This is a genomic window from Streptomyces sp. NPDC041129, assembly GCF_055592265.1.
Window position 1 is genome coordinate 336180 of record NZ_JBVIYV010000004.1, and the last position, 18989, is coordinate 355168.

The 18989-nt window shown below is 71.5% G+C and carries 21 protein-coding genes; 8 read left to right on the forward strand and 13 right to left on the reverse strand.

Annotation, left to right across the window (positions count from 1 at the left end):
- The first annotated feature begins 8 nt into the window (after positions 1–8).
- Positions 9–1658 (forward strand): DNA repair helicase XPB, encoded by a 1650-nt coding sequence (locus ACZ6B1_RS17150; RefSeq protein WP_468779131.1) that lies wholly within the window; start codon positions 9–11, stop codon positions 1656–1658.
- Here ACZ6B1_RS17150 and ACZ6B1_RS17155 read toward each other — a convergent pair.
- Together ACZ6B1_RS17155 and ACZ6B1_RS17160 are read right to left on the reverse strand one after the other, a co-directional pair.
- Positions 1610–2812 (reverse strand): glycosyltransferase 87 family protein, encoded by a 1203-nt coding sequence (locus ACZ6B1_RS17155; RefSeq protein WP_468779399.1) that lies wholly within the window; start codon positions 2810–2812, stop codon positions 1610–1612. The two genes, ACZ6B1_RS17150 and ACZ6B1_RS17155, sit on opposite strands and share 49 nt — an antisense overlap.
- Before the next feature lie 147 nt (positions 2813–2959).
- A complete protein-coding gene (locus ACZ6B1_RS17160; RefSeq protein ID WP_468779136.1) occupies positions 2960–3142 on the reverse strand; it encodes a hypothetical protein in 183 nt (60 codons plus the stop codon).
- 308 nt (positions 3143–3450) lie between these two features.
- Here ACZ6B1_RS17160 and ACZ6B1_RS17165 point away from each other — a divergent pair, with 308 nt between their 5' ends.
- Entirely contained in the window at positions 3451–5529 is a 2079-nt protein-coding gene (locus tag ACZ6B1_RS17165) for a HelD family protein (RefSeq protein ID WP_468779138.1), read from the forward strand.
- Positions 5530–5806: 277 nt separating this feature from the next.
- On the opposite strand, the gene ACZ6B1_RS17170 is transcribed toward ACZ6B1_RS17165, so the two are convergent.
- The gene (locus ACZ6B1_RS17170; RefSeq protein WP_468779140.1) at positions 5807–5956 is read right to left on the reverse strand and encodes a hypothetical protein; all 150 of its coding nucleotides are present in this window, start codon (positions 5954–5956) and stop codon (positions 5807–5809) included.
- Between ACZ6B1_RS17170 and ACZ6B1_RS17175 the strand changes: the two genes are divergently transcribed.
- Complete coding sequence (locus tag ACZ6B1_RS17175; protein WP_468779142.1) at positions 5955–6536, forward strand: LppU/SCO3897 family protein; 582 nt, start codon at positions 5955–5957, stop codon at positions 6534–6536. The genes ACZ6B1_RS17170 and ACZ6B1_RS17175 overlap by 2 nt on opposite strands.
- Here ACZ6B1_RS17175 and ACZ6B1_RS17180 read toward each other — a convergent pair.
- Both ACZ6B1_RS17180 and ACZ6B1_RS17185 read right to left on the reverse strand, forming a co-directional pair.
- Positions 6533–7258, reverse strand: coding sequence for a copper homeostasis protein CutC (locus ACZ6B1_RS17180; protein WP_468779143.1), 726 nt, complete (start codon positions 7256–7258; stop codon positions 6533–6535). The genes ACZ6B1_RS17175 and ACZ6B1_RS17180 overlap by 4 nt on opposite strands.
- Positions 7259–7349: 91 nt before the next feature.
- Positions 7350–8027, reverse strand: a complete 678-nt coding sequence (locus ACZ6B1_RS17185) for a maleylpyruvate isomerase family mycothiol-dependent enzyme (RefSeq protein WP_468779144.1) — start codon at positions 8025–8027, stop codon at positions 7350–7352.
- A 50-nt stretch (positions 8028–8077) separates the two neighbouring features.
- Here ACZ6B1_RS17185 and ACZ6B1_RS17190 point away from each other — a divergent pair, with 50 nt between their 5' ends.
- A complete protein-coding gene (locus ACZ6B1_RS17190) occupies positions 8078–8722 on the forward strand; it encodes an HD domain-containing protein (RefSeq protein ID WP_468779145.1) in 645 nt (214 codons plus the stop codon).
- Here the strand turns inward: ACZ6B1_RS17190 and ACZ6B1_RS17195 are convergent, their stop codons facing one another.
- A complete protein-coding gene (locus tag ACZ6B1_RS17195; RefSeq protein ID WP_468779146.1) occupies positions 8723–9013 on the reverse strand; it encodes a hypothetical protein in 291 nt (96 codons plus the stop codon).
- A 169-nt stretch (positions 9014–9182) separates the two neighbouring features.
- On the opposite strand from ACZ6B1_RS17195, the gene ACZ6B1_RS17200 reads away from it, so the two are divergent.
- Positions 9183–10259 (forward strand): GNAT family N-acetyltransferase, encoded by a 1077-nt coding sequence (locus ACZ6B1_RS17200; protein WP_468779148.1) that lies wholly within the window; start codon positions 9183–9185, stop codon positions 10257–10259.
- Here the strand turns inward: ACZ6B1_RS17200 and ACZ6B1_RS17205 are convergent.
- Positions 10241–10519: a DUF4031 domain-containing protein gene (locus ACZ6B1_RS17205; RefSeq protein WP_468779150.1), complete on the reverse strand. Its 279-nt coding sequence runs from the start codon at positions 10517–10519 to the stop codon at positions 10241–10243. The genes ACZ6B1_RS17200 and ACZ6B1_RS17205 overlap by 19 nt on opposite strands.
- A 7-nt stretch (positions 10520–10526) precedes the next feature.
- Positions 10527–10910 carry a hypothetical protein gene (locus ACZ6B1_RS17210; protein WP_468779152.1) on the reverse strand — a complete coding sequence of 128 codons (384 nt, stop codon included), beginning with the start codon at positions 10908–10910 and terminating at the stop codon, positions 10527–10529.
- A 55-nt stretch (positions 10911–10965) separates the two neighbouring features.
- On the opposite strand from ACZ6B1_RS17210, the gene ACZ6B1_RS17215 reads away from it, so the two are divergent.
- From ACZ6B1_RS17215 to ACZ6B1_RS17225, 3 genes are all read left to right on the forward strand, one after another.
- Entirely contained in the window at positions 10966–11871 is a 906-nt protein-coding gene (locus ACZ6B1_RS17215; protein ID WP_390054380.1) for a MurR/RpiR family transcriptional regulator, read from the forward strand.
- A 34-nt stretch (positions 11872–11905) separates the two neighbouring features.
- On the forward strand, positions 11906–12829 hold the full coding sequence (gene murQ, locus ACZ6B1_RS17220) for an N-acetylmuramic acid 6-phosphate etherase (protein WP_468779154.1): 924 nt from the start codon (positions 11906–11908) through the stop codon (positions 12827–12829).
- 112 nt (positions 12830–12941) lie between these two features.
- On the forward strand, positions 12942–13517 hold the full coding sequence (locus ACZ6B1_RS17225; RefSeq protein WP_468779156.1) for a hypothetical protein: 576 nt from the start codon (positions 12942–12944) through the stop codon (positions 13515–13517).
- Between the two features lie 15 nt (positions 13518–13532).
- Here ACZ6B1_RS17225 and ACZ6B1_RS17230 read toward each other — a convergent pair whose 3' ends face one another.
- The 5 genes from ACZ6B1_RS17230 to thrC form a co-directional block, all read right to left on the reverse strand.
- On the reverse strand, positions 13533–14657 hold the full coding sequence (locus ACZ6B1_RS17230; RefSeq protein WP_468779158.1) for an NADH:flavin oxidoreductase: 1125 nt from the start codon (positions 14655–14657) through the stop codon (positions 13533–13535).
- Positions 14658–14861: 204 nt separating this feature from the next.
- Positions 14862–16484 carry a chaperonin GroEL gene (groL, locus tag ACZ6B1_RS17235; protein ID WP_143630975.1) on the reverse strand — a complete coding sequence of 541 codons (1623 nt, stop codon included), beginning with the start codon at positions 16482–16484 and terminating at the stop codon, positions 14862–14864.
- Positions 16485–16780: 296 nt separating this feature from the next.
- Positions 16781–16984 carry a cold-shock protein gene (locus ACZ6B1_RS17240; protein ID WP_004929928.1) on the reverse strand — a complete coding sequence of 68 codons (204 nt, stop codon included), beginning with the start codon at positions 16982–16984 and terminating at the stop codon, positions 16781–16783.
- 443 nt (positions 16985–17427) lie between these two features.
- Positions 17428–17703, reverse strand: a complete 276-nt coding sequence (locus ACZ6B1_RS17245; protein WP_468779160.1) for a MoaD/ThiS family protein — start codon at positions 17701–17703, stop codon at positions 17428–17430.
- Positions 17700–18983, reverse strand: coding sequence for a threonine synthase (gene thrC / locus ACZ6B1_RS17250; protein WP_468779162.1), 1284 nt, complete (start codon positions 18981–18983; stop codon positions 17700–17702). Before thrC ends, ACZ6B1_RS17245 begins: the two co-directional genes overlap by 4 nt.
- Between the last annotated feature and the right edge of the window lie 6 nt (positions 18984–18989).

An 18989-nucleotide genomic window follows, 5' to 3' on the forward strand; every position in this document is an offset into this window, starting at 1 on the left:
GTGCGTAGGTGAACGGACCGCTTATCGTCCAGTCGGACAAGACCCTGCTCCTGGAAGTCGACCACGAGCGGGCCGACGAGTGCCGTCGGGCCATCGCGCCCTTCGCCGAGCTGGAGCGGGCCCCCGAGCACATCCACACCTACCGGGTCACCCCGCTCGGCCTGTGGAACGCGCGGGCCGCGGGGCACGACGCCGAGCAGGTCGTGGACGCGCTGGTGCAGTACAGCCGTTACCCGGTGCCGCACGCGCTGCTCGTGGACATCGCCGAGACGATGGACCGGTACGGCCGCCTCACCCTCTCCAAGCACCCCGCGCACGGACTCGTGCTCACCACCACCGACCGGCCGGTACTGGAGGAGGTGCTGAAGTCCAAGCGGATCATCCCGCTGGTCGGCGCCCGCATCGACCCGGACAGCGTCGTCGTGCACCCCTCCGAGCGCGGGCAGATCAAGCAGACCCTGCTGAAGCTGGGCTGGCCGGCCGAGGACCTCGCCGGGTACGTGGACGGCGAGGCGCACCCGATCGAGCTGCTGGAGGACAACTGGGCGCTGCGCCCGTACCAGAAGCAGGCCGTGGAGAACTTCTGGCACGGCGGCAGCGGTGTGGTCGTGCTGCCCTGCGGCGCCGGGAAGACGCTGGTCGGCGCCGGGTCGATGGCGCAGGCGAAGTCCACCACCCTGATCCTGGTCACCAACACCGTCTCGGCCCGGCAGTGGAAGCACGAGCTGGTGAAGCGGACCTCGCTGACCGAGGACGAGATCGGCGAGTACAGCGGGACCAGGAAGGAGATCCGCCCGGTCACCATCGCCACCTACCAGGTGCTGACGACCCGGCGGAAGGGCGTCTACCCGCACCTGGAGCTCTTCGACTCCCGGGACTGGGGGCTCATCGTCTACGACGAGGTGCACCTGCTGCCCGCCCCCGTCTTCAAGTTCACCGCCGATCTCCAGGCGCGGCGGCGGCTGGGGCTCACCGCGACCCTGGTGCGTGAGGACGGGCGCGAGTCGGACGTGTTCTCGCTCATCGGGCCCAAGCGGTTCGACGCGCCCTGGAAGGAGATCGAGGCGCAGGGCTACATCGCGCCGGCCGACTGCGTCGAGGTCCGCGTCAACCTGACCGACTCCGAACGGCTGGCGTACGCGACCGCCGAGACGGAGGAGAAGTACCGCTTCTGCGCCACCACCGCGACCAAGCGGAAGGTCACGGAGGCGATCGTCCGCCGGTTCGCCGGGCAGCAGATCCTCGTCATCGGGCAGTACATCGACCAGCTCGACGAGCTGGGCGAGCACCTGGGCGCCCCCGTCATCAAGGGCGAGACCTCCAACGCCCAGCGCGAGAAGCTCTTCGACGCCTTCCGTGAGGGCGAGATCAGCGTGCTGGTCGTCTCCAAGGTCGCCAACTTCTCCATCGACCTGCCCGAGGCCACGGTCGCCGTCCAGGTGTCCGGCACCTTCGGCTCCCGCCAGGAGGAGGCCCAGCGCCTCGGCCGCGTCCTGCGTCCCAAGGCCGACGGCCACCAGGCCCACTTCTACTCGGTGGTCGCCCGCGACACCATCGACCAGGACTTCGCGGCCCACCGCCAGCGGTTCCTGGCGGAACAGGGCTACTCCTACCGCATCGTGGACGCCGACGAGATCCTGGCCGAGGACACCGGCTGAGCGACGGTGAGCGCCGCGCCCGCCAGTAGCACGAGTCCCAGCAGCGGGTACGGCGAGGCCAGTGGCTGCTGCCACCAGGGCAGACGCAGATCGCCGTCGCCCTGGTGAGGGACCAGCCAGAGCGTGCGGGCGGTGAAGACGGCCGCCGTCACGGCCGCGAGCCGCGGGCGGCCGTCGGCCAGCAGCACCGCGAGCAGCGGCACACACCACACCCAGTGGTGGGACCAGCTGATCGGGGAGATCAGCAGGGCCGTGAACGCGGTCAGCAGGATGCCGTGACGGTCCTGCCGGGCGCGGGCCGCCAGGTACAGCCCGGTCGCGCCCACGGCCACCGCCGTGAGGAGCCAGTACGCCCCCGGCGCCGGGTCGTGCAGCGCGCGGGCGAGCAGTCCCTGCAGGGACTGGTTGTCCACGATCCACGCCTTGCCCACCCGGCCGGTCTCGTACAGCCGCCGCGACCAGTACTCGACGCTCGCGGCGGGGAGCAGCAGGACGCCGAGCAGGGCGGTGGCGGTGAAGGCCGCCGTCGCCGTGGCCGCCTCGCGGGTGCGGCCCCTCAGCAGCAGATAGGCGATGAAGATCGCCGGGGTGAGTTTGACGCCGGTCGCGAGGCCCAGGGCCAGGCCCTTTCCCGGGGCGCCCGGGGGGCGGGTCAGGTCCCACAGGACCAGGCAGGTGACGGCGAGGTTGATCTGGCCGAAGAGGAGCGTCTGGAAGACCGGTTCGAGCCAGAGGGCCAGGGCGGTGGCCGTGCAGAGGACGGGCGGGGGCAGGGGCCACAGGTGCGAGGAGGCCGGCGTCGGCGGGTCGGGCGTGGGAAGAGGGCCCGGCGGAGGCAGGGGCAGGTGTCGTGGCAGGGGCAGGTGTCGTGGCGGGGGACGGTGCGGTGGCGGGGGGCGGTGTGGTGGCAGGGGTGGAGGGTGGAAGGCGAGTCGGGCGGAGAGGGAGACGAGTCCGGCGAGCAGGAGCGCGTTGCCCGTGAGGAACGCCGCCTTCAGCCCCGGTACCGGGATCCAGGTCGTCGGGACGAACAGGGCCGCCGCGAAGGGCGGGTAGGTCGCCGGCAGCCGCCAGGGTGTGGCCGTGAAGCCGTAGAGGTCGCCACCGTGGGAGGCGGCGGAGCCCTCGGCCCGGTAGACCAGCAGATCGGCCATGGGGGCGCGTTGCAGCAGGTACAGGGCGGCGAAGGAGCAGAGGGAGACCGCCAGGAGAAGCGCGGGAAGTAACGAGGGGAGAGGAGGTGGCAGGGCAGGGAGCAGGGGCTTCACCGTCCGTTTCCGCACGGAGGTGACCTTATGCCGTCACTTACGGCGTATGCCCGCCTCCTCGCCGTACTCGCCAAGGATCACGACGCCGAACGCGGCCTCGACGAACACCTTGACGGCGCGCAGGGCGTTGCCGAGGGGATGGTGATGAGGGCCGTCCATGGCCGTGGCGCCGGACGGGGGACGGACAGGGGCTGGAGAGAAGGTCGCTGCGCTCATGTCTCCATGGTGGAACTTCGGACGCCTGTCCGGAATCGGTCTCCGGGTCCAATTCCCGGGGACCTCGCACAGGCCTCCGGGTGGAGCGCTCCCCCTACACCGGGCGGATCTCGTCCCTTAGGGGAGCAGAATTCGGGGGAGCCGAAATCCATTGGCCCCATCCCACCGTCCTCACTTAAGATCTCCGCTCTTGCCCGCCTCCCTCTCGGAGTGCCGCCGCCCGGCCGGAAACCGGACGGCATCGTCGCCGGCCCGAAACCGACGGCATCCGTCGTAGCCACACAGCAGGCCCATCCGGAGGCACCCCCTTGTCCACGCCCGCCCACGAACAGCTCGACGGCCCCCTCGACGGCTCGCCCGGCGACCCGCTGGCCCGAGAGCGCTCCCACCTGGCCTCGTCCCGGTCCGCCCTGCGCGCCATGCGCGAGGACGTCGAGGCGCTGGACATCAGCGACGTCACCGCGAACTGGGTCAACGCCGCGGTGCTCGCCCATCAGATCGACGAACGCATCAAGGCGCTGGCCGACCTCAGCGACACCCCGCTGTTCTTCGGCCGGCTCGACTATCTGCACGCCCCGGGGGCCTCGCAGGCCGAGGGCGCGGAAGGCGAGCAGTTCTACATCGGGCGGCGGCATGTGCACGACGCCGACGGCGACCCGATGGTCATCGACTGGCGTGCCCCGGTCTCGCAGCCGTTCTACCGCGCGTCCAAGAAGAACCCGATGGACATCGCGCTGCGCCGCCGCTTCGGCTACACCGGCGGCGACCTCACCGCGTACGAGGACGAGCACCTGTCCGACCCGGCCGAGGCGGCCACCACCAGCAAACTGCTCCAGCAGGAGATCGAGCGGCCGCGCGTCGGCCCGATGCGCGACATCGTGGCCACCATCCAGCCCGAGCAGGACGAGATCGTCCGCAGCGGGCTCGGCGGGACCGTCTGTGTGCAGGGAGGCCCGGGCACCGGCAAGACCGCCGTCGGCCTGCACCGGGTCGCCTACCTCCTCTACGCCCACCGGGAGCGGCTCGCGCGCACCGGCACGCTGGTCATCGGACCGAACCGGTCCTTCCTGCACTACATCGAGCAGGTCCTGCCTGCGCTCGGCGAGCTGAGCGTGCAGCAGGCGACCGTCGACGACCTGGTCGCGCAGGTGGAGGTGCGCGGCACCGACGACGCGGCCGCCGCGGTGGTCAAGGGCGACGCCCGGCTGGCCGAGGTGCTGCGCCGGGCCCTGTACTCCCATGTGACCATGCCCACCGAGCCGGTCGTGGTGGTGCGCGGCTCACGGCGCTGGCGGGTCCCGGCGTACGAACTGGAGGAACTGGTCCGCGAGTTGCTGGACCGGGACATCCGCTACGGCGCCGCGCGCGAGGCCCTGCCGCAGCGGATCGCGCACGCGGTGCTGGTGCAGATGGAGCGGGCCGGGGAGGCGCCGGACGACCGGGTGCAGGACGCGGTCGCCCGCAACAGCGCGGTCAAGGCGGCCGTGAAGGAGGTCTGGCCGGCCGTGGAACCGGCGAAGCTCGTCCTGCGGCTGCTGAGCGACGCCGATTTCCTCGCCGAGCACGCCGAGGGCGTCCTGGACGAGGACGAGCAGAAGACGATCCTGTGGGCCAAGCCGGTGCGCAGCGTGAAGTCGGCGAAGTGGTCGGCGGCGGACGCGGTGCTAATCGACGAGGCGACCGACCTGATCCAGCGCACGCACTCGCTGGGCCATGTCGTCCTGGACGAGGCGCAGGACCTGTCCCCCATGCAGTACCGGGCCGTCGGGCGCCGCTGCACCACCGGCAGCGCGACCGTCCTCGGCGACCTGGCGCAGGGCACCACGCCCTGGGCGACCCGGAGCTGGGACGAGGCGCTGGCCCATCTCGGCAAGCGCGAGGGGGTCATCGAGGAGCTGACGGCCGGTTTCCGCGTCCCCACGGACGTCATCGCCTACGCCTCCCGGCTGCTCCCGCACATCGCTCCGGGTCTCACCCCGGTCGCCTCGGTCCGGGAGAACCCGGGCTTCTTCGAGGTCCGCCCGATCGCCGAACCCGCCGAAGTGGTCGCCGCCTGCGAGGAGTTGCTGCGGTACGAGGGCTCGACGGGCCTGATCGCCGCGGACGCCCGCATCCCGGTCCTCGCCGAGGCGCTGGCCGCCGCGGGAATCGCCCACCTCGCCCCGGGCGAGGAGACCACGCGAGAGACCCGGCTCACCCTCGTACCGGCCTCCCTCGCCAAGGGCCTGGAGTACGACTACGTCGTGCTCGACGAGCCGCAGGCGGTGGTGGACGGCGAACCGGACGAACGCACCGGCCTGCGCCGCCTGTACGTGGCCCTGACCCGTGCGGTGTCCGGGCTGACCGTGACGCACACCGCCCCGCTGCCCGGGCAGCTCGCCGACTAGGGTGCTGTGACGTCCCGCTCCGTCACGTCCCCCCGGAAGGCGCCCAGTTGAGCACCCCACCGCCGTCGCACCCCGCCCACCAGCAGACGCCGGGGCCCTATCCGCCGGAGCCGGGGCCGTACTCACCGGGGCCGGGGCCGTACGGGCGGCCTTCCGGCTCGTACGGGCATCCGTCCGGGCCGTACGCGCAGCCCGCAGGGTCGTACGCGCAGCCCACCGGTCCGTACGCGCAGCCTCAGCCGGCGCCTGGGGCGTATCAGCCGGTTCCCGGGCCCTATCAACAGGCGCCGGGGCCGTACCCGCAGGCTCCCGGGCCGTACCTGGGCGGGGGGCCGGTGGGCGGGGCGGCGGCGGGGTGCCAGGTGTGCGGGGCGGCCCCCGCGGCGCCGGTGACGGTCCGCGGCCACCAGGGCATGCTGGTGATCATGCGGTTCCTGCGCCGCCAGGGGGTGTTCTGCCACCCCTGTGCGCTGGCCTCCTTCCGGGACATGCAGGCGGACACCCTGATCATGGGCTGGTGGGGCCCACTGTCGGTGTTCATCACGCCCGTCACCCTGCTGGCCAACCTCAGCGCCCTGTCCGGCATCCGGCGGATCCCGGCACCGGTCACGCCCGGGTTCCGGCCGCCACTGGACCCGGGCCGGCCGGTGTTCCGGCGCCCGGCCGGCATCATCGCCCTCATCCCGCTCGCCGTCCTGGGCCTGCTGGTCCTCGCCGTCACGGCCCTCATCGTCATCGGCCTCGTGGCAGGACCGAGCGACAGCGACGACGGCACGGACACCGGGAGCGTCGGCGTGACCCTGGAGGCCGGCTCGTGCGCGCGCAACGACGCCTCCTGGCCCGCGCAGGAGCTGAAGCCCGTGGACTGCGGCTCACCGGACGCCCAGTACCGCGTCATCGACCCGAAGAGCGGCTCCTGCGCGTCCGGGGACTACGCCGCCTACGCGCAGTACAGCGACGACGGCACGTCCTTCTGCCTGCGCCCGCTGAAGAACCGGGCGTCCTAGAGCCTGTCGCCCCGGGTGCGGGCCAGGGCCACATCCGCGTCGAGCACCGACCGCCACTGCTCGACCGCCGCCGCGGAGACGGGCCCGGCCCACCCGTCGGGGCGGGCAGCCCCGCCGATGTGGAACGCCTCGATCCCGGCGGCGCGGAGCCGCGGCACGTGGTCGAGGCGCAGTCCGCCGCCGACCATGATCTGCTGCTCGTAGCCGGGCTTCCCGCCGAGCGCGGCCTCGGCGACCAGCGTCGGCAGCCCCTCGTCCACGCCCGACGCGGATCCCGCCGTCAGATACGTGTCCAGGCCGGGCAGGCCGGCGATCCGGCGGCGCAGGGCGTCGCGGTCGGCGGTACGGTCGATCGCCCGGTGGAAGGTCCAGCGGCAGCCGTCCAGCGCGGCCACCAGCCGCTCCACCGCGGCCAGGTCCACCCCGCCCGCCGCGTCCAGGAACCCCAGCACGAACTGGTCGGCGCCCGCCTCCCGCATCTCGCGCGCGACCCGGACCAGCCGGTCCACGTCACCGGCCGCGAACCCGTCCGCCAGCCTCAGCATCACGCGCAGGTCGATGTCGACGGCGGCCCGGATCCCGGCGACGGTGGCGGCCGGCGGGGTGAGTCCGTCGGCCGCCATCTCGGTGACCAGCTCCAGGCGGTCCGCGCCTCCGGCCTGGGCGGCGACCGCGTCCTCGATGTCGAGGGCGATCACCTCCAGGACTGCACGCTTGCTCATGGCACCCCATTCATCGGCGGTATGCGTCCGCGGTTCATCGACGGCTACAGGTCTAGTCCAATCCAAGACTACGCCGATCCGGGGACGCCCTTCAGCCGAAGATGTTCAGCTCCCCCTCCCGCGCCCCCGCCAGCTCGTACGCCGCCCCGGACACCGACCGCCCGGAGTACAGCCGTACGAGGGTGGGCGCGTCGCCGATGTACCGGGCGGGCGGGGCGGCCCCGGCCACGGCGCCCAGGCGCAGCGGCTCGTCCATGTCGTCGAGGTCGGCGTGCAGCGACAGGTGCCCCTTCTCACGCGTGACGTGGGCCAGCAGCGCCAGCGCGTCCGGCAGGACGGCGCCCGCGTACGCCCCGGGCTCGCCCAGGACCTCGCGCACGTCCCCGGCGTGCACCCACTCCCCGAGCGCGATCACGTCCAGCACCCCGCCGGCCTCGGCGATCACCGGTCCCGCCTCGGTCATCCCACGTTCCAGCTCGTCCACGACCCGGGCGTTCGTCCACTGGGCGCGTTCGGCGATGTCCCGGTCGTTGGACTCGGGCGAGAACACGCCCTTCTCGAACCGGCTCTCCATCACCCGCCTCAACGCGGCGGAACAGTGCGCCAGCACGTCCCGCACCGTCCAACCCGGACACGCGACGACCGGCAACGCGAAGTCCGCGTCCGCCCGCGCCCGCAGCAGCGGTATCAACACCTCACTCTCGGCACTCAGCAGCCGACCGGGCAGCTCGGGGTCCCTTACGTCGTGCACATCCGCAGGAGTCGTCATGGATGTCACGCTAGGGGGCCGGCCGGCACACGTCACGGAACAATGGGGGTATGGCCGACCTCGACACCCTGCGTGCCCGATTCGCCCGCGCCCTGGAAGGAGCCCGCGGCCCCGGCGGCGGCCCCGACCCCACCCCGTACGCCGACAACCTCCTGGACCGCTGGCAGGAGCCGCAGCGGCACTACCACACGCTGACCCACCTCACGGCGGTGCTGGACCACATCGACACGCTGGAGAAGTACGCGGCCGACCCGGACGCGGTCCGGCTGGCCGCCTGGTTCCACGACGCGGTCTACCTGCCCGACCGCTCCGAGAACGAGGAACGCTCCGCGGCCCTGGCCGAACGCGCCCTGCCCGAGGCGGGGGTGCCGGCACCGAGGACGGCCGAGGTCGCCCGCCTGGTCCGCCTCACCATCACCCACGCCCCCGCTGACGACGACCCCGACGGCCAGGTCCTCTGCGACGCCGACCTGGCGATCCTGGCCTCACCCCCGTCGGCGTACGCCCACTACACGGCCGAGGTCCGCGAGGAATACCACTTCATCCCGAGCGACGCCTTCCGCGAGGGCCGCGCCGCCATCCTGCGCCAACTCCTGGACCTGCCAACCCTGTTCCACACCCCGCACGGCCGCGAACACTGGGAGCGCACGGCTCGCTACAACCTCACGGCCGAGTTGGAGATGCTGTCGGCCTGATCATCCGAGCGCAATGCTCCACACGTCACCATGACCAGGCCAGGCGCCGCGCTCGGAATTGTCGTCGACCACGAATACAGAGACTTTGACGTCCGGATTCCTGTATTCCAGGAAATCTCCCTGCCGTGCGCGTTGCAGCGCCAAGCCAGGCGCAGAAGACAAAGATTCTCTCACCAGGTCAAGCCAGGACATATACCGACCGAAGACAGCCCCCGAAAACTCGCTGACCTCACGAATGAGCTCATCGCTCTCGGGCAAGCGATGCAGCTCCAGCGTGGCGCCGCTCAGCACCCAGTCAGCCTCACAAGCCCAGACCGGTCGGGACAACGTACAGCTGGTCAAGATGCGGTAAGGCGAGGGTCGACTGAGGTGTCAGGCAGATGAGATGGGGCGCCGTCCCGCGCCCGCGATGCCGGAAATACCGTCGCCCCCCGAGGACAGCCCCTCTAGGGTTCGCCCCATGCGACCTATAAACGGGGATGACGTGATGAAGGCCGTCGAGGGGTGCCTCGCGGTGCTGGGGCCTGTGGTGGGGCGGGACTGGGAGGGGGTGCGGGGCGCCGGGCTGGAGTGGAGCTGCCGGGAGACCGTGGAGCACATCGCGAGTGATCTGATCGCCTACGCCGGGCAGTTGGCCGGAAGGCCGCGGGACGCCTACGTCCCGTTCGAAATCAAGCTCGACGAGGGCACCGACAACGCCGGCCTGCTGGAGGTCGTGCGGGCGACCGGTGTGCTGCTCGCCGCCGCCGTCCACACCACCCCGCCGCACGCCCGCGCCTTCCACCCCTACCCCTTCCGCAGCGCCGACCGCGAGGGCTTCGCCGCGATGGGTGTCGCCGAGGTGGTGCTGCACACGCATGACGTCACCCAGGCGCTCGGCATCGAATACGTGCCGCAAGAGGGTCTCGCCGAGGCCGTGCTCGACTGGCTCTTCCCGCACGTGCAGCCCGGTCCCGCGGCGTGGCCGACCCTGCTGTGGGCGACCGGCCGGGGTGAGCTGCCGGGGCGGGCGCCGGTCACCGAGTGGCGCTGGCGCAACAACCTCGTCGTCCCCGCCGAGCGGCTCGAACTGGTCGGGCTGCGGCCGGCCGTCGCACGGGATCTCCGGCTGGGCGGCGGCGGAGGCCTGGACTGGATCGAGGGCGGCCCCTACGAGGGCACCCGGGAGGCCGCCGGCCTCCTGGTGAAGGCCTACGAAGGGGGCACGCACCGGCCTGAGTTCGGGGTCTTCGCCCTCGTACGGAAGGAGGACGGCCGCGCGGTCGGCGGCATCGGCTTCCACAGCGCGCCGGACGAGGACTGCCGGGTGGAGATCGGTTACGACCTGGTGGAGGGCGCCCGCGGGCAGGGCTACGCCACCGAGGCCGTGCGCGCGCTGGCGGACTGGGCGCTGGCCCGGGACGACGTCGGCGCCCTGTTCGCGACCGTCGAGCGGGAGAACACCGCCTCCCAGGCCGTACTGACCCGGGCCGGCTTCACGCGGGTGAGCGAGGAGGACGGCAGCGGCGCGGAACTGGCCTACGAACTGCGCCGCTGAGCGGACCTCTTGGGCCGGCGCAGCCCGGACGCACGCAGCAGCCGCACCACCTCGCGGCTGCTGACCTGCACCGCCCCGGCGGCCACCGCGTCCGCGTACCGGTGCGACGGAAGGTCGTAGTGGTCGCGCTCGAAGGCCCGCCGGGGCACGCCCAACGCGTCGGCGAACCGGTGCAGTTCGTCGTAGGAAGCGTCGCTCACCAGGTGCGACCACATGCGGCCGTGGCCGGGCCAGGCAGGCGGGTCGATGTAGACGGTCACGGGCGCCTCACGAGGACCGCGTCCCGCCCATGGCCTGCCCCAGCGACCCCACCGACGCGACCTGCACGCCCGCCTTGTGGCACACCCAGTGCGGGTCGGGCCCCAGTTCCGGCTCCACGTCCAGGGCGTGCGGGTCGCCCGTGCCGCACACCGGGCACAACGGCCAGCGGCCGTACCGCTCCAGCAGCGCGTCCTGGACGTCCTGCGCGACCAGCCCGGGCAGGAAGGGCGCGCCGTCCGGCCACTGCTCGACCCACCAGCGCCGTTCGGCGACGGAGTCCTCCACCAGTGAGACCACGTCGGCCTCGGCGACCCGGCCCGCGATCAGGTCGGCGAGCACCAGGGCGCGGGCGGCGTGCAGTGCCTGCTCGAGCGGGGTGAACGACTCCATGGTCCCATTGTGCGCACTCTTGACCGCGGAACCGAACCGAAAATATCTTTCATTGGTGACCCAGGACGTGAAGGAAATTTTCGGCAGTCCGGGCGGCTCCCTCGCCGCGAAGGTGCGCACCCTCGCCCCCTCGATGACCCGTTCCATGCAGCGCGTCGCCGAGGCCGTCGCGGGCGACCCGGCCGGCTGCGCCGCCCTCACGGTCACCGGCCTCGCCGAACTGACCGGCACCAGCGAGGCGACGGTCGTCCGCACCGCCCGCCTGCTCGGCTATCCCGGCTACCGGGATCTGCGCCTCGCTCTCGCCGGCCTCGCCGCCCAGCAGCAGTCGGGCCGCGCGCCGGCGATCACGACGGACATCGCGGTGGACGACCCCATCGCCGACGTCGTGACCAAGCTCGCCTACGAGGAGCAGCAGACCCTCGCCGACACCGCCGCCGGACTCGACACCGCGCAGCTCGGCGCGGCCGTCACCGCGCTGGCGGGCGCCCGCCGCACGGACGTGTACGGGATCGGCGCCTCCGGTCTGGTCGCCCAGGACCTCACCCAGAAGCTGCTGCGGATAGGGCTCATAGCCCACGCGCACAGCGATCCGCATCTCGCCGTGACCAACGCGGTGCAGTTGCGCTCGGGTGATGTGGCGATCGCCATCACCCACTCGGGTTCCACCGGCGACGTCATCGAGCCGCTCCGGGTCGCGTTCGACCGCGGAGCGACCACCGTCGCCATCACCGGCAGGCCCGACTCGCCGGTGACGCAGTACGCCGACCACGTGCTGACGACGTCCACGTCACGGGAGACGGAGCTGCGGCCCGCCGCGATGTCCTCCCGGACGAGTCAGCTGCTGGTGGTGGACTGCCTGTTCGTCGGGGTGGCACAGCGGACGTACGAGAGTGCGGCGCCCGCGCTGGCCGCGTCCTACGAGGCGCTGGCGCACCGGCACCGCTCCACCCCCAGGTGAGTGCAAGCACGCGAATCGGAGAGAGCCACCCCCCATGACCTCCCATGACCTGCGCAACGAGCTGGAGTCCCTCACCACCGAAGCCTTCCGGCCGGAACTCGCGGAGATCGACCGGCTGCCCACCCTCGACATCGCACGCCTCATGAACGGCGAGGACGCGGGCGTGCCCGCCGCCGTCGCGGCGCGCCTGCCGCAGATCGCCGCCGCGATCGACGCCGTGGCCGAGCGCATGGCCCGCGGCGGACGCCTGGTCTACGCCGGCGCGGGCACCGCCGGGCGGCTCGGCGTCCTCGACGCCTCCGAGTGCCCGCCCACCTTCAACACCGAGCCCGGTCAGGTCGCCGGCCTGATCGCGGGCGGCCCCGGGGCGATGGTCACCTCGGTCGAGGGCGCCGAGGACTCCGCGGAACTGGCCCGCGAGGACCTGGACGCGGTGAAGGTCCGGCCCGAGGACACGGTGGTCGGCGTCTCCGCCTCCGGCCGCACCCCGTACGCCGTCGGCGCCGTCGAGCACGCCCGCGCGCTCGGCGCCCTGACCGTCGGCCTGTCCTGCAACGAGCACAGCCCGCTCGCGGCCGCCGCCGAGCACGGCATCGAGGTCGTCGTCGGGCCCGAACTGCTCACCGGGTCCACCCGGTTGAAGGCCGGCACGGCCCAGAAACTGGTACTCAACATGCTGTCGACGATCACGATGATCCGGCTGGGCAAGACGTACGGGAACCTGATGGTCGACGTCCGGGCCTCCAACGCCAAGCTGCGGGCCCGCTCCCGCCGCATCGTGTCCCTGGCCACCGGGGCCCCCGACGAGGAGATCGAGCGGGCGCTCACCGAGGCGGGCGGCGAGGTGAAGAACGCGATCCTGATCGTCCTCGCCGGTGTCGACGGCGACGAGGCCGCCCGCCGCCTGGGGGACTCCGGCGGCCATCTGCGCGCGGCCCTGGGGGCGAAGGCCACCTGACCGGCGCTCCGGAGAGGGCGTGCCGCTGCCGCCGGGGCGTTACCGTCGAACTGCCGGCCCCGGCCGGCACCACCCTGGACCCGGAAGAAGCCGAAGGACTGCGCGGACCGACATGAACCACGCCCAGCTCACCGCCCTCGGACGTGCCCTCAGGCTGCTCGGGGAGCACGGGGAGACCCTGTCCGCCGACACCCCGGACGCCCGGCTGCACGAGGTCAAGGCCGATCTGCGGCGCGCCCTCGACCTGCTGGACGAGACCGTGGGGGCGGGGGCGCCCAGCACCCGGTGTCCCGAGCATCCGCACGGGCCCGTCGACAAGAGCGCGCCCGATCTGTGTCTGCTGTGCGAGACCCGCAGAAGGGCCGCCCGGCGCTCGGAGTACCAGAGCGGGGGCCGGGCGCAGGCCGGGGAGGCGCCCGCCGGCGCGACCTCGCGCTACGGCGTCCGCGCCGACCGCCCCCAGCCCCAGCAGCGGTGGCTGCCGGAGGCGTGGAACGGCCGGGAGTGGCAGCTCTGCGGGACGCCCCGGCGGGACCGGCGGGAGGCCGAGGCGTATCTCGCCGCCCAGCGGCGCGGGTCCCGGCCGGCGATGGCGTACCGGCTGGTGCACGAGTTCACCGACTACGAGGTGCTGCGGGTGTGGGGGACGCCCGTCCAGGTCGACATCGAGCCGATGGGCAACCTCTAGACGTCCCCGCACACGTCAGCTGAGGGTCTGCAGCGCCGCCGCGTCGTACGGCTTCAGCTCGTCGAAGCGGTCGCCGAGCACCTTGGCCGCCCACTCGGGGTCCTGGAGCAGGGCGCGGCCGACGGCGACCATGTCGAACTCCTCGGCCTCCAGCCGGTCCAGCAGGTTGTCGATGCCCTTGACCGGGGAGCCCTCGCCCTGGAAGGCGCTGATGAAGTCGCCGTCGAGGCCGACCGAGCCGACGCTGATGACCGGCTTGCCGGTGAGCTTCTTCGTCCAGCCCGCGAGGTTCAGGTCGGAGCCCTCGAACTCGGGGAGCCAGTAGCGGCGGGTGGAGGCGTGGAAGACGTCGACGCCGGCGGCGACGAGCGGGGCGAGGATCGCCTCCAGCTCCTCGGGGGTCTCGGCGAGACGGGCGTCGTAGGCCTCCTGCTTCCACTGCGAGAAGCGGAAGATGACCGGGAAGTCCGGGGAGACGGCGGCGCGGACGGCCGCCACGATCTGCGCGGCGAAGGTGGTGCGGGCGACCGGGTCGCCGCCGTAGGCGTCGGTGCGGCGGTTGGTGCCCTCCCACAGGAACTGGTCGAGCAGGTAGCCGTGGGCGCCGTGCAGCTCCACGCCGTCGAAGCCGATGCGCTCGGCGTCGGCCGCGGCCTGGGCGAAGGCGCCGATGACGGCGTCGATGTCGTCCTGGGTCATGGGCGTGGCGTCCTCGGTGCCGTCCACGCGCAGCCCGGAGGGGCCGTGGGAGGGGGCGTCCGGGTTGGGGTTCTGGCCCTGCTTGCGGACCGTGCCGATGTGCCAGAGCTGCGGCACGATGGTGCCGCCCGCCTCGTGCACGGCCTCGACGACCTTCGCCCAGCCGGCGAGCTGCTCCTCGCCGTGGAACCGGGGCACGCGGCTGCTGCCGCCGGCCGACTCGTGGCCCACGTAGGTGCCCTCGGTGACGATCAGGCCGACGCCGGCGGCGGCGCGCCGGGCGTAGTACGACACCACGTCCTCGCCGGGGATGCCGCCCGGGGAGAACATCCGGGTCATCGGCGCCATCACGATGCGGTTGGGGACGGTGAGGCCGCCCAGCGTGATCGGGCGGGAGAGGATCTGGGCCGCGCGGGAGGCGGGGGGCGGCGTGACGGTCACGTGGGGGCTCCTCGGGGACTACTGGGTATACCGACGGGTATGTGCGCACGCATTGTTGCAGCTCCTTAAGCAACCTCCCAGGGCCTGTCCCACATTCCGCTTGCGGTCGGTGAGCGCTGTGATCCCGGACACGCCCGAGGGCGGCACCCCCTGCCACTGGCAGGAAGTGCCGCCCTCGGAAAGGACAGGCCGATCCGCGCGGGATCAGAAGTCCATGTCACCGCCCGGCATGCCGCCCGGAGCGGCCGCGGCGGCCTTCTCCGGCTTGTCGGCGATGACGGCCTCGGTGGTGAGGAACAGCGCGGCGATGGAGGCAGCGTTCTGCAGCGCGGAACGGGTCACCTTCGCCGGGTCGATGATGCCCTCGGCGACCAGGTCGACGTACTCGCCGGTCGCGGCGTTCAGGCCGTGGCCCGGGGTCAGGTTGCGCACCTTCTCCACCACGACACCGCCCTCGAGGCCGGCGTTGACGGCGATCTGCTTCAGCGGGGCCTCGAGCGCGAGCTTCACGGCCTGGGCGCCGGTCGCCTCGTCACCCTCGAGCTCCAGCTTCTCGAAGACCTGGGAGGCCTGCAGCAGGGCCACGCCACCACCGGCGACGATGCCCTCCTCGACGGCGGCCTTCGCGTTGCGGACGGCGTCCTCGATGCGGTGCTTGCGCTCCTTGAGCTCCACCTCGGTGGCGGCACCGGCCTTGATGACCGCGACACCGCCGGCGAGCTTCGCCAGGCGCTCCTGCAGCTTCTCGCGGTCGTAGTCCGAGTCGCTGTTCTCGATCTCGGCGCGGATCTGGTTCACGCGGCCGTTGACCTGCTCCGAGGAGCCGGCACCGTCGACGATGGTGGTCTCGTCCTTGGTGATGACGACCTTGCGGGCGCGGCCCAGGAGGTCCAGGGTCGCGTTCTCCAGCTTGAGGCCGACCTCCTCGGAGATGACCTCGCCGCCCGTGAGGATGGCGATGTCGCCGAGCATGGCCTTGCGGCGGTCGCCGAAGCCCGGGGCCTTGACGGCGACGGACTTGAAGGTGCCGCGGATCTTGTTGACCACCAGGGTCGACAGGGCCTCGCCCTCGACGTCCTCGGCGATGATCAGCAGCGGCTTGCCCGACTGCATGACCTTCTCCAGCAGCGGGAGCAGGTCCTTGACCGAGCCGATCTTGGAGTTGGCGATGAGGATGTACGGGTCCTCGAGCGACGCCTCCATGCGCTCCATGTCGGTCGCGAAGTAGGCGGAGATGTAGCCCTTGTCGAAGCGCATGCCCTCGGTGAGCTCGAGCTCGAGGCCGAAGGTGTTGCTCTCCTCGACGGTGATGACGCCTTCCTTGCCGACCTTGTCCATGGCCTCGGCGATGAGCTCGCCGATCTGGGTGTCGGCGGCGGAGATGGACGCGGTGGAGGCGATCTGCTCCTTGGTCTCGACGTCCTTCGCCTGCTCCAGCAGGGCGGCGGAGACGGCCTCGACGGCCTTCTCGATACCGCGCTTCAGGGCCATCGGGTTGGCACCGGCGGCGACGTTGCGCAGGCCTTCCTTGACCAGGGCCTGGGCGAGCACGGTCGCGGTGGTCGTACCGTCACCGGCGACGTCGTCCGTCTTCTTGGCGACTTCCTTGACCAGCTCGGCGCCGATCTTCTCGTACGGGTCCTCGAGCTCGATCTCCTTGGCGATGGAGACACCATCGTTGGTGATCGTGGGGGCACCCCACTTCTTCTCGAGGACGACGTTGCGGCCCTTGGGGCCGAGCGTCACCTTGACGGCGTCCGCGAGCTGGTTCATGCCGCGCTCGAGGCCGCGCCGCGCCTCCTCGTCGAACGCGATGATCTTGGCCATGTGAAGTGGTCCCTCCAGGACTGGGGGTGATTCCTTCGGACCGCGCCCGCGCCCGCGACGGACGGCTCGCCGGCCCCGTGGTTCCTTGCCCCACTTGGCCTGCGGGCCTCACCGACCCGGTCCTCACTGTCACTCTCACCTTCAGAGTGCTAACGCAATGATTAGCACTCGGCATGGTCGAGTGCAAGCGCCTCCCGGGGTACGGGCGCCCCCGTCAGCCACCCGCGAACGGGGGCACGGGCACAGCGAAGGGCCCGCACCCTGTGCGAGGTGCGGGCCCTTCGTGCAAGAAACGTTCAGGCGCTGAGGCGAACCATGTCGGCCTGCGGGCCCTTCTGGCCCTGCGAGATCTCGAACTCCACCCGCTGACCCTCTTCCAGGGTGCGGTAGCCGTCCATCTGAATGGCGCTGTAGTGGACGAATACGTCCGCACCACCGTCGACCGCGATGAAGCCGTACCCCTTCTCCGCGTTGAACCACTTGACGGTGCCCTGAGCCATGCCTAACTCCCCTATTACTGGCCCTTGCACAGATCCACACTTCGCGGACCCGGGTCAGACCTCACCCCCCATTGGCCGGGGGCGTGCGCCGGAACGCGTCGACCGCCGCTGAATGTATCTGCCCAACTGCCGTCTGCAACAGGTCAATCGGACGAGAAATATGGACGCGAACGGTCCGGAATGTAGCGTGAATTCGCCCGAATTCAGGGCAAATCGGGCCCCATAAAATGCGCAAAAGCCGCAGAAAGCACCCACACTTTGGCTATTTCTTGTCGGGTGCACCGCGGTGAATCCAAGGCTCCTGACCCATGGTCCGGGAGCGGCTTCCCCAACTCTACCGCGCTCAATCACGCAGAATGGCCCCCTCCGTTTCTCGCACGGGGGAGGCCATTCAATGAACAATCGGTAACCGGCGTTACCGAAGGTAATGATCGGTCATTCTGTCAGCCGCCGGCGACGGCCGGAATGATGGAGACACCGGCGCCGTCCGGAGTCGCGGTCTGCAGGCCCTGCTCGAAACGGACATCGTCGTCGTTGACGTACACGTTGACGAAGCGGCGCAGCTTGCCCTGGTCGTCCAGCACCCGCGCGGCGATCCCGGTGTGGTTCTTCTCCAGGTTCTCGATGACCTCGGCGAGGTTCGCGCCCTCGGCGGCGACCTCGGCCTGCCCGCCGGTGTAGGTGCGCAGGATGGTGGGGATGCGAACGGTCACGCTCATGCGAGGCCAGCCTCTCGGAAGGAGTCCAGGTTCGGGCGGATGGTGGCGGTGAGGCCGGTGCCGGCCACCGCGTCGAGGGTCTTGAGGCCGTCGCCGGTGTTGAGGACGACGGTGGTCTTCGCCGGGTCCAGCACGCCTTCCTTGAGCAGCTTGCGGGTGACGCCGACGGTCACCCCGCCCGCCGTCTCCGCGAAGATGCCCTCGGTCCGGGCCAGCAGCTTGATCGCGTCCACGACCTCCTCGTCCGTCACGTCCTCCACCGCTCCGCCGGTGCGGCGCGCGATGTCCAGGACGTACGGCCCGTCGGCCGGGTTGCCGATGGCGAGGGACTTGGCGATGGTGTTCGGCTTCTGCGGCCGCACGACGTCGTGGCCCGCCTTGTACGCGGTCGACACCGGCGAGCAGCCCTCGGCCTGGGCGCCGAAGATCTTGTACGGCCTGTCCTCGACCAGGCCGAGCTTGATCAGCTCCTGCAGACCCTTGTCGATCTTCGTGAGCTGGGAGCCGGAGGCGATCGGGACCACGATCTGGTCCGGCAGCCGCCAGCCGAGCTGCTCGCAGATCTCGTACGCCAGCGTCTTGGAGCCCTCGGCGTAGTACGGCCGCAGGTTGACGTTGACGAAGCCCCAGCCCTCGCCGGCCGGGTCGCCGATCAGCTCGGAGCAGAAGCGGTTCACGTCGTCGTAGTTGCCCTCGATCCCGACGAGCTCGCCGCCGTAGACCGCGGCCATGACGACCTTGCCCTGCTCCAGGTCGTGGGGGATGAACACGCAGGAGCGGAAGCCGGCCCGGGCGGCGGCGGCGCCGACGGCACCGGCGAGGTTGCCGGTGGAGGAGCAGGACAGGGTGGTGAAGCCGAAGGCGCGGGCGGCCTCCAGGGCCTGGGCGACGACGCGGTCCTTGAAGGAGTGCGTCGGGTTGCCGGAGTCGTCCTTGACGTACAGCCCGCCGGGGACGCCCAGCTCGCCGGCCAGGTTGTCGGCCTTGACGAGCTTGGTCCAGCCGGGGTTGATGTTCGGCTTCTCGGCCACGTCCGCGGGGACGGGCAGCAGGGGTGCGTAGCGCCAGATGTTCGCGGGGCCCGCCTCGATGCGCCGGCGCAGCTCTTCGGTGTCGTAGGCGGAGAAGTCGTAGGCGATCTCCAGCGGGCCGAAACACTCCTCGCACGCGAAGACCGGTCCGAGGGGTACCCGGTGGCCGCATTCGCGACAGCTCAGGGCAGCGGCGGGGCCGAGATCGACGGCGGGATTGCTGGTGCTTGCAACTGTCTGCACAGCCATGGAGGC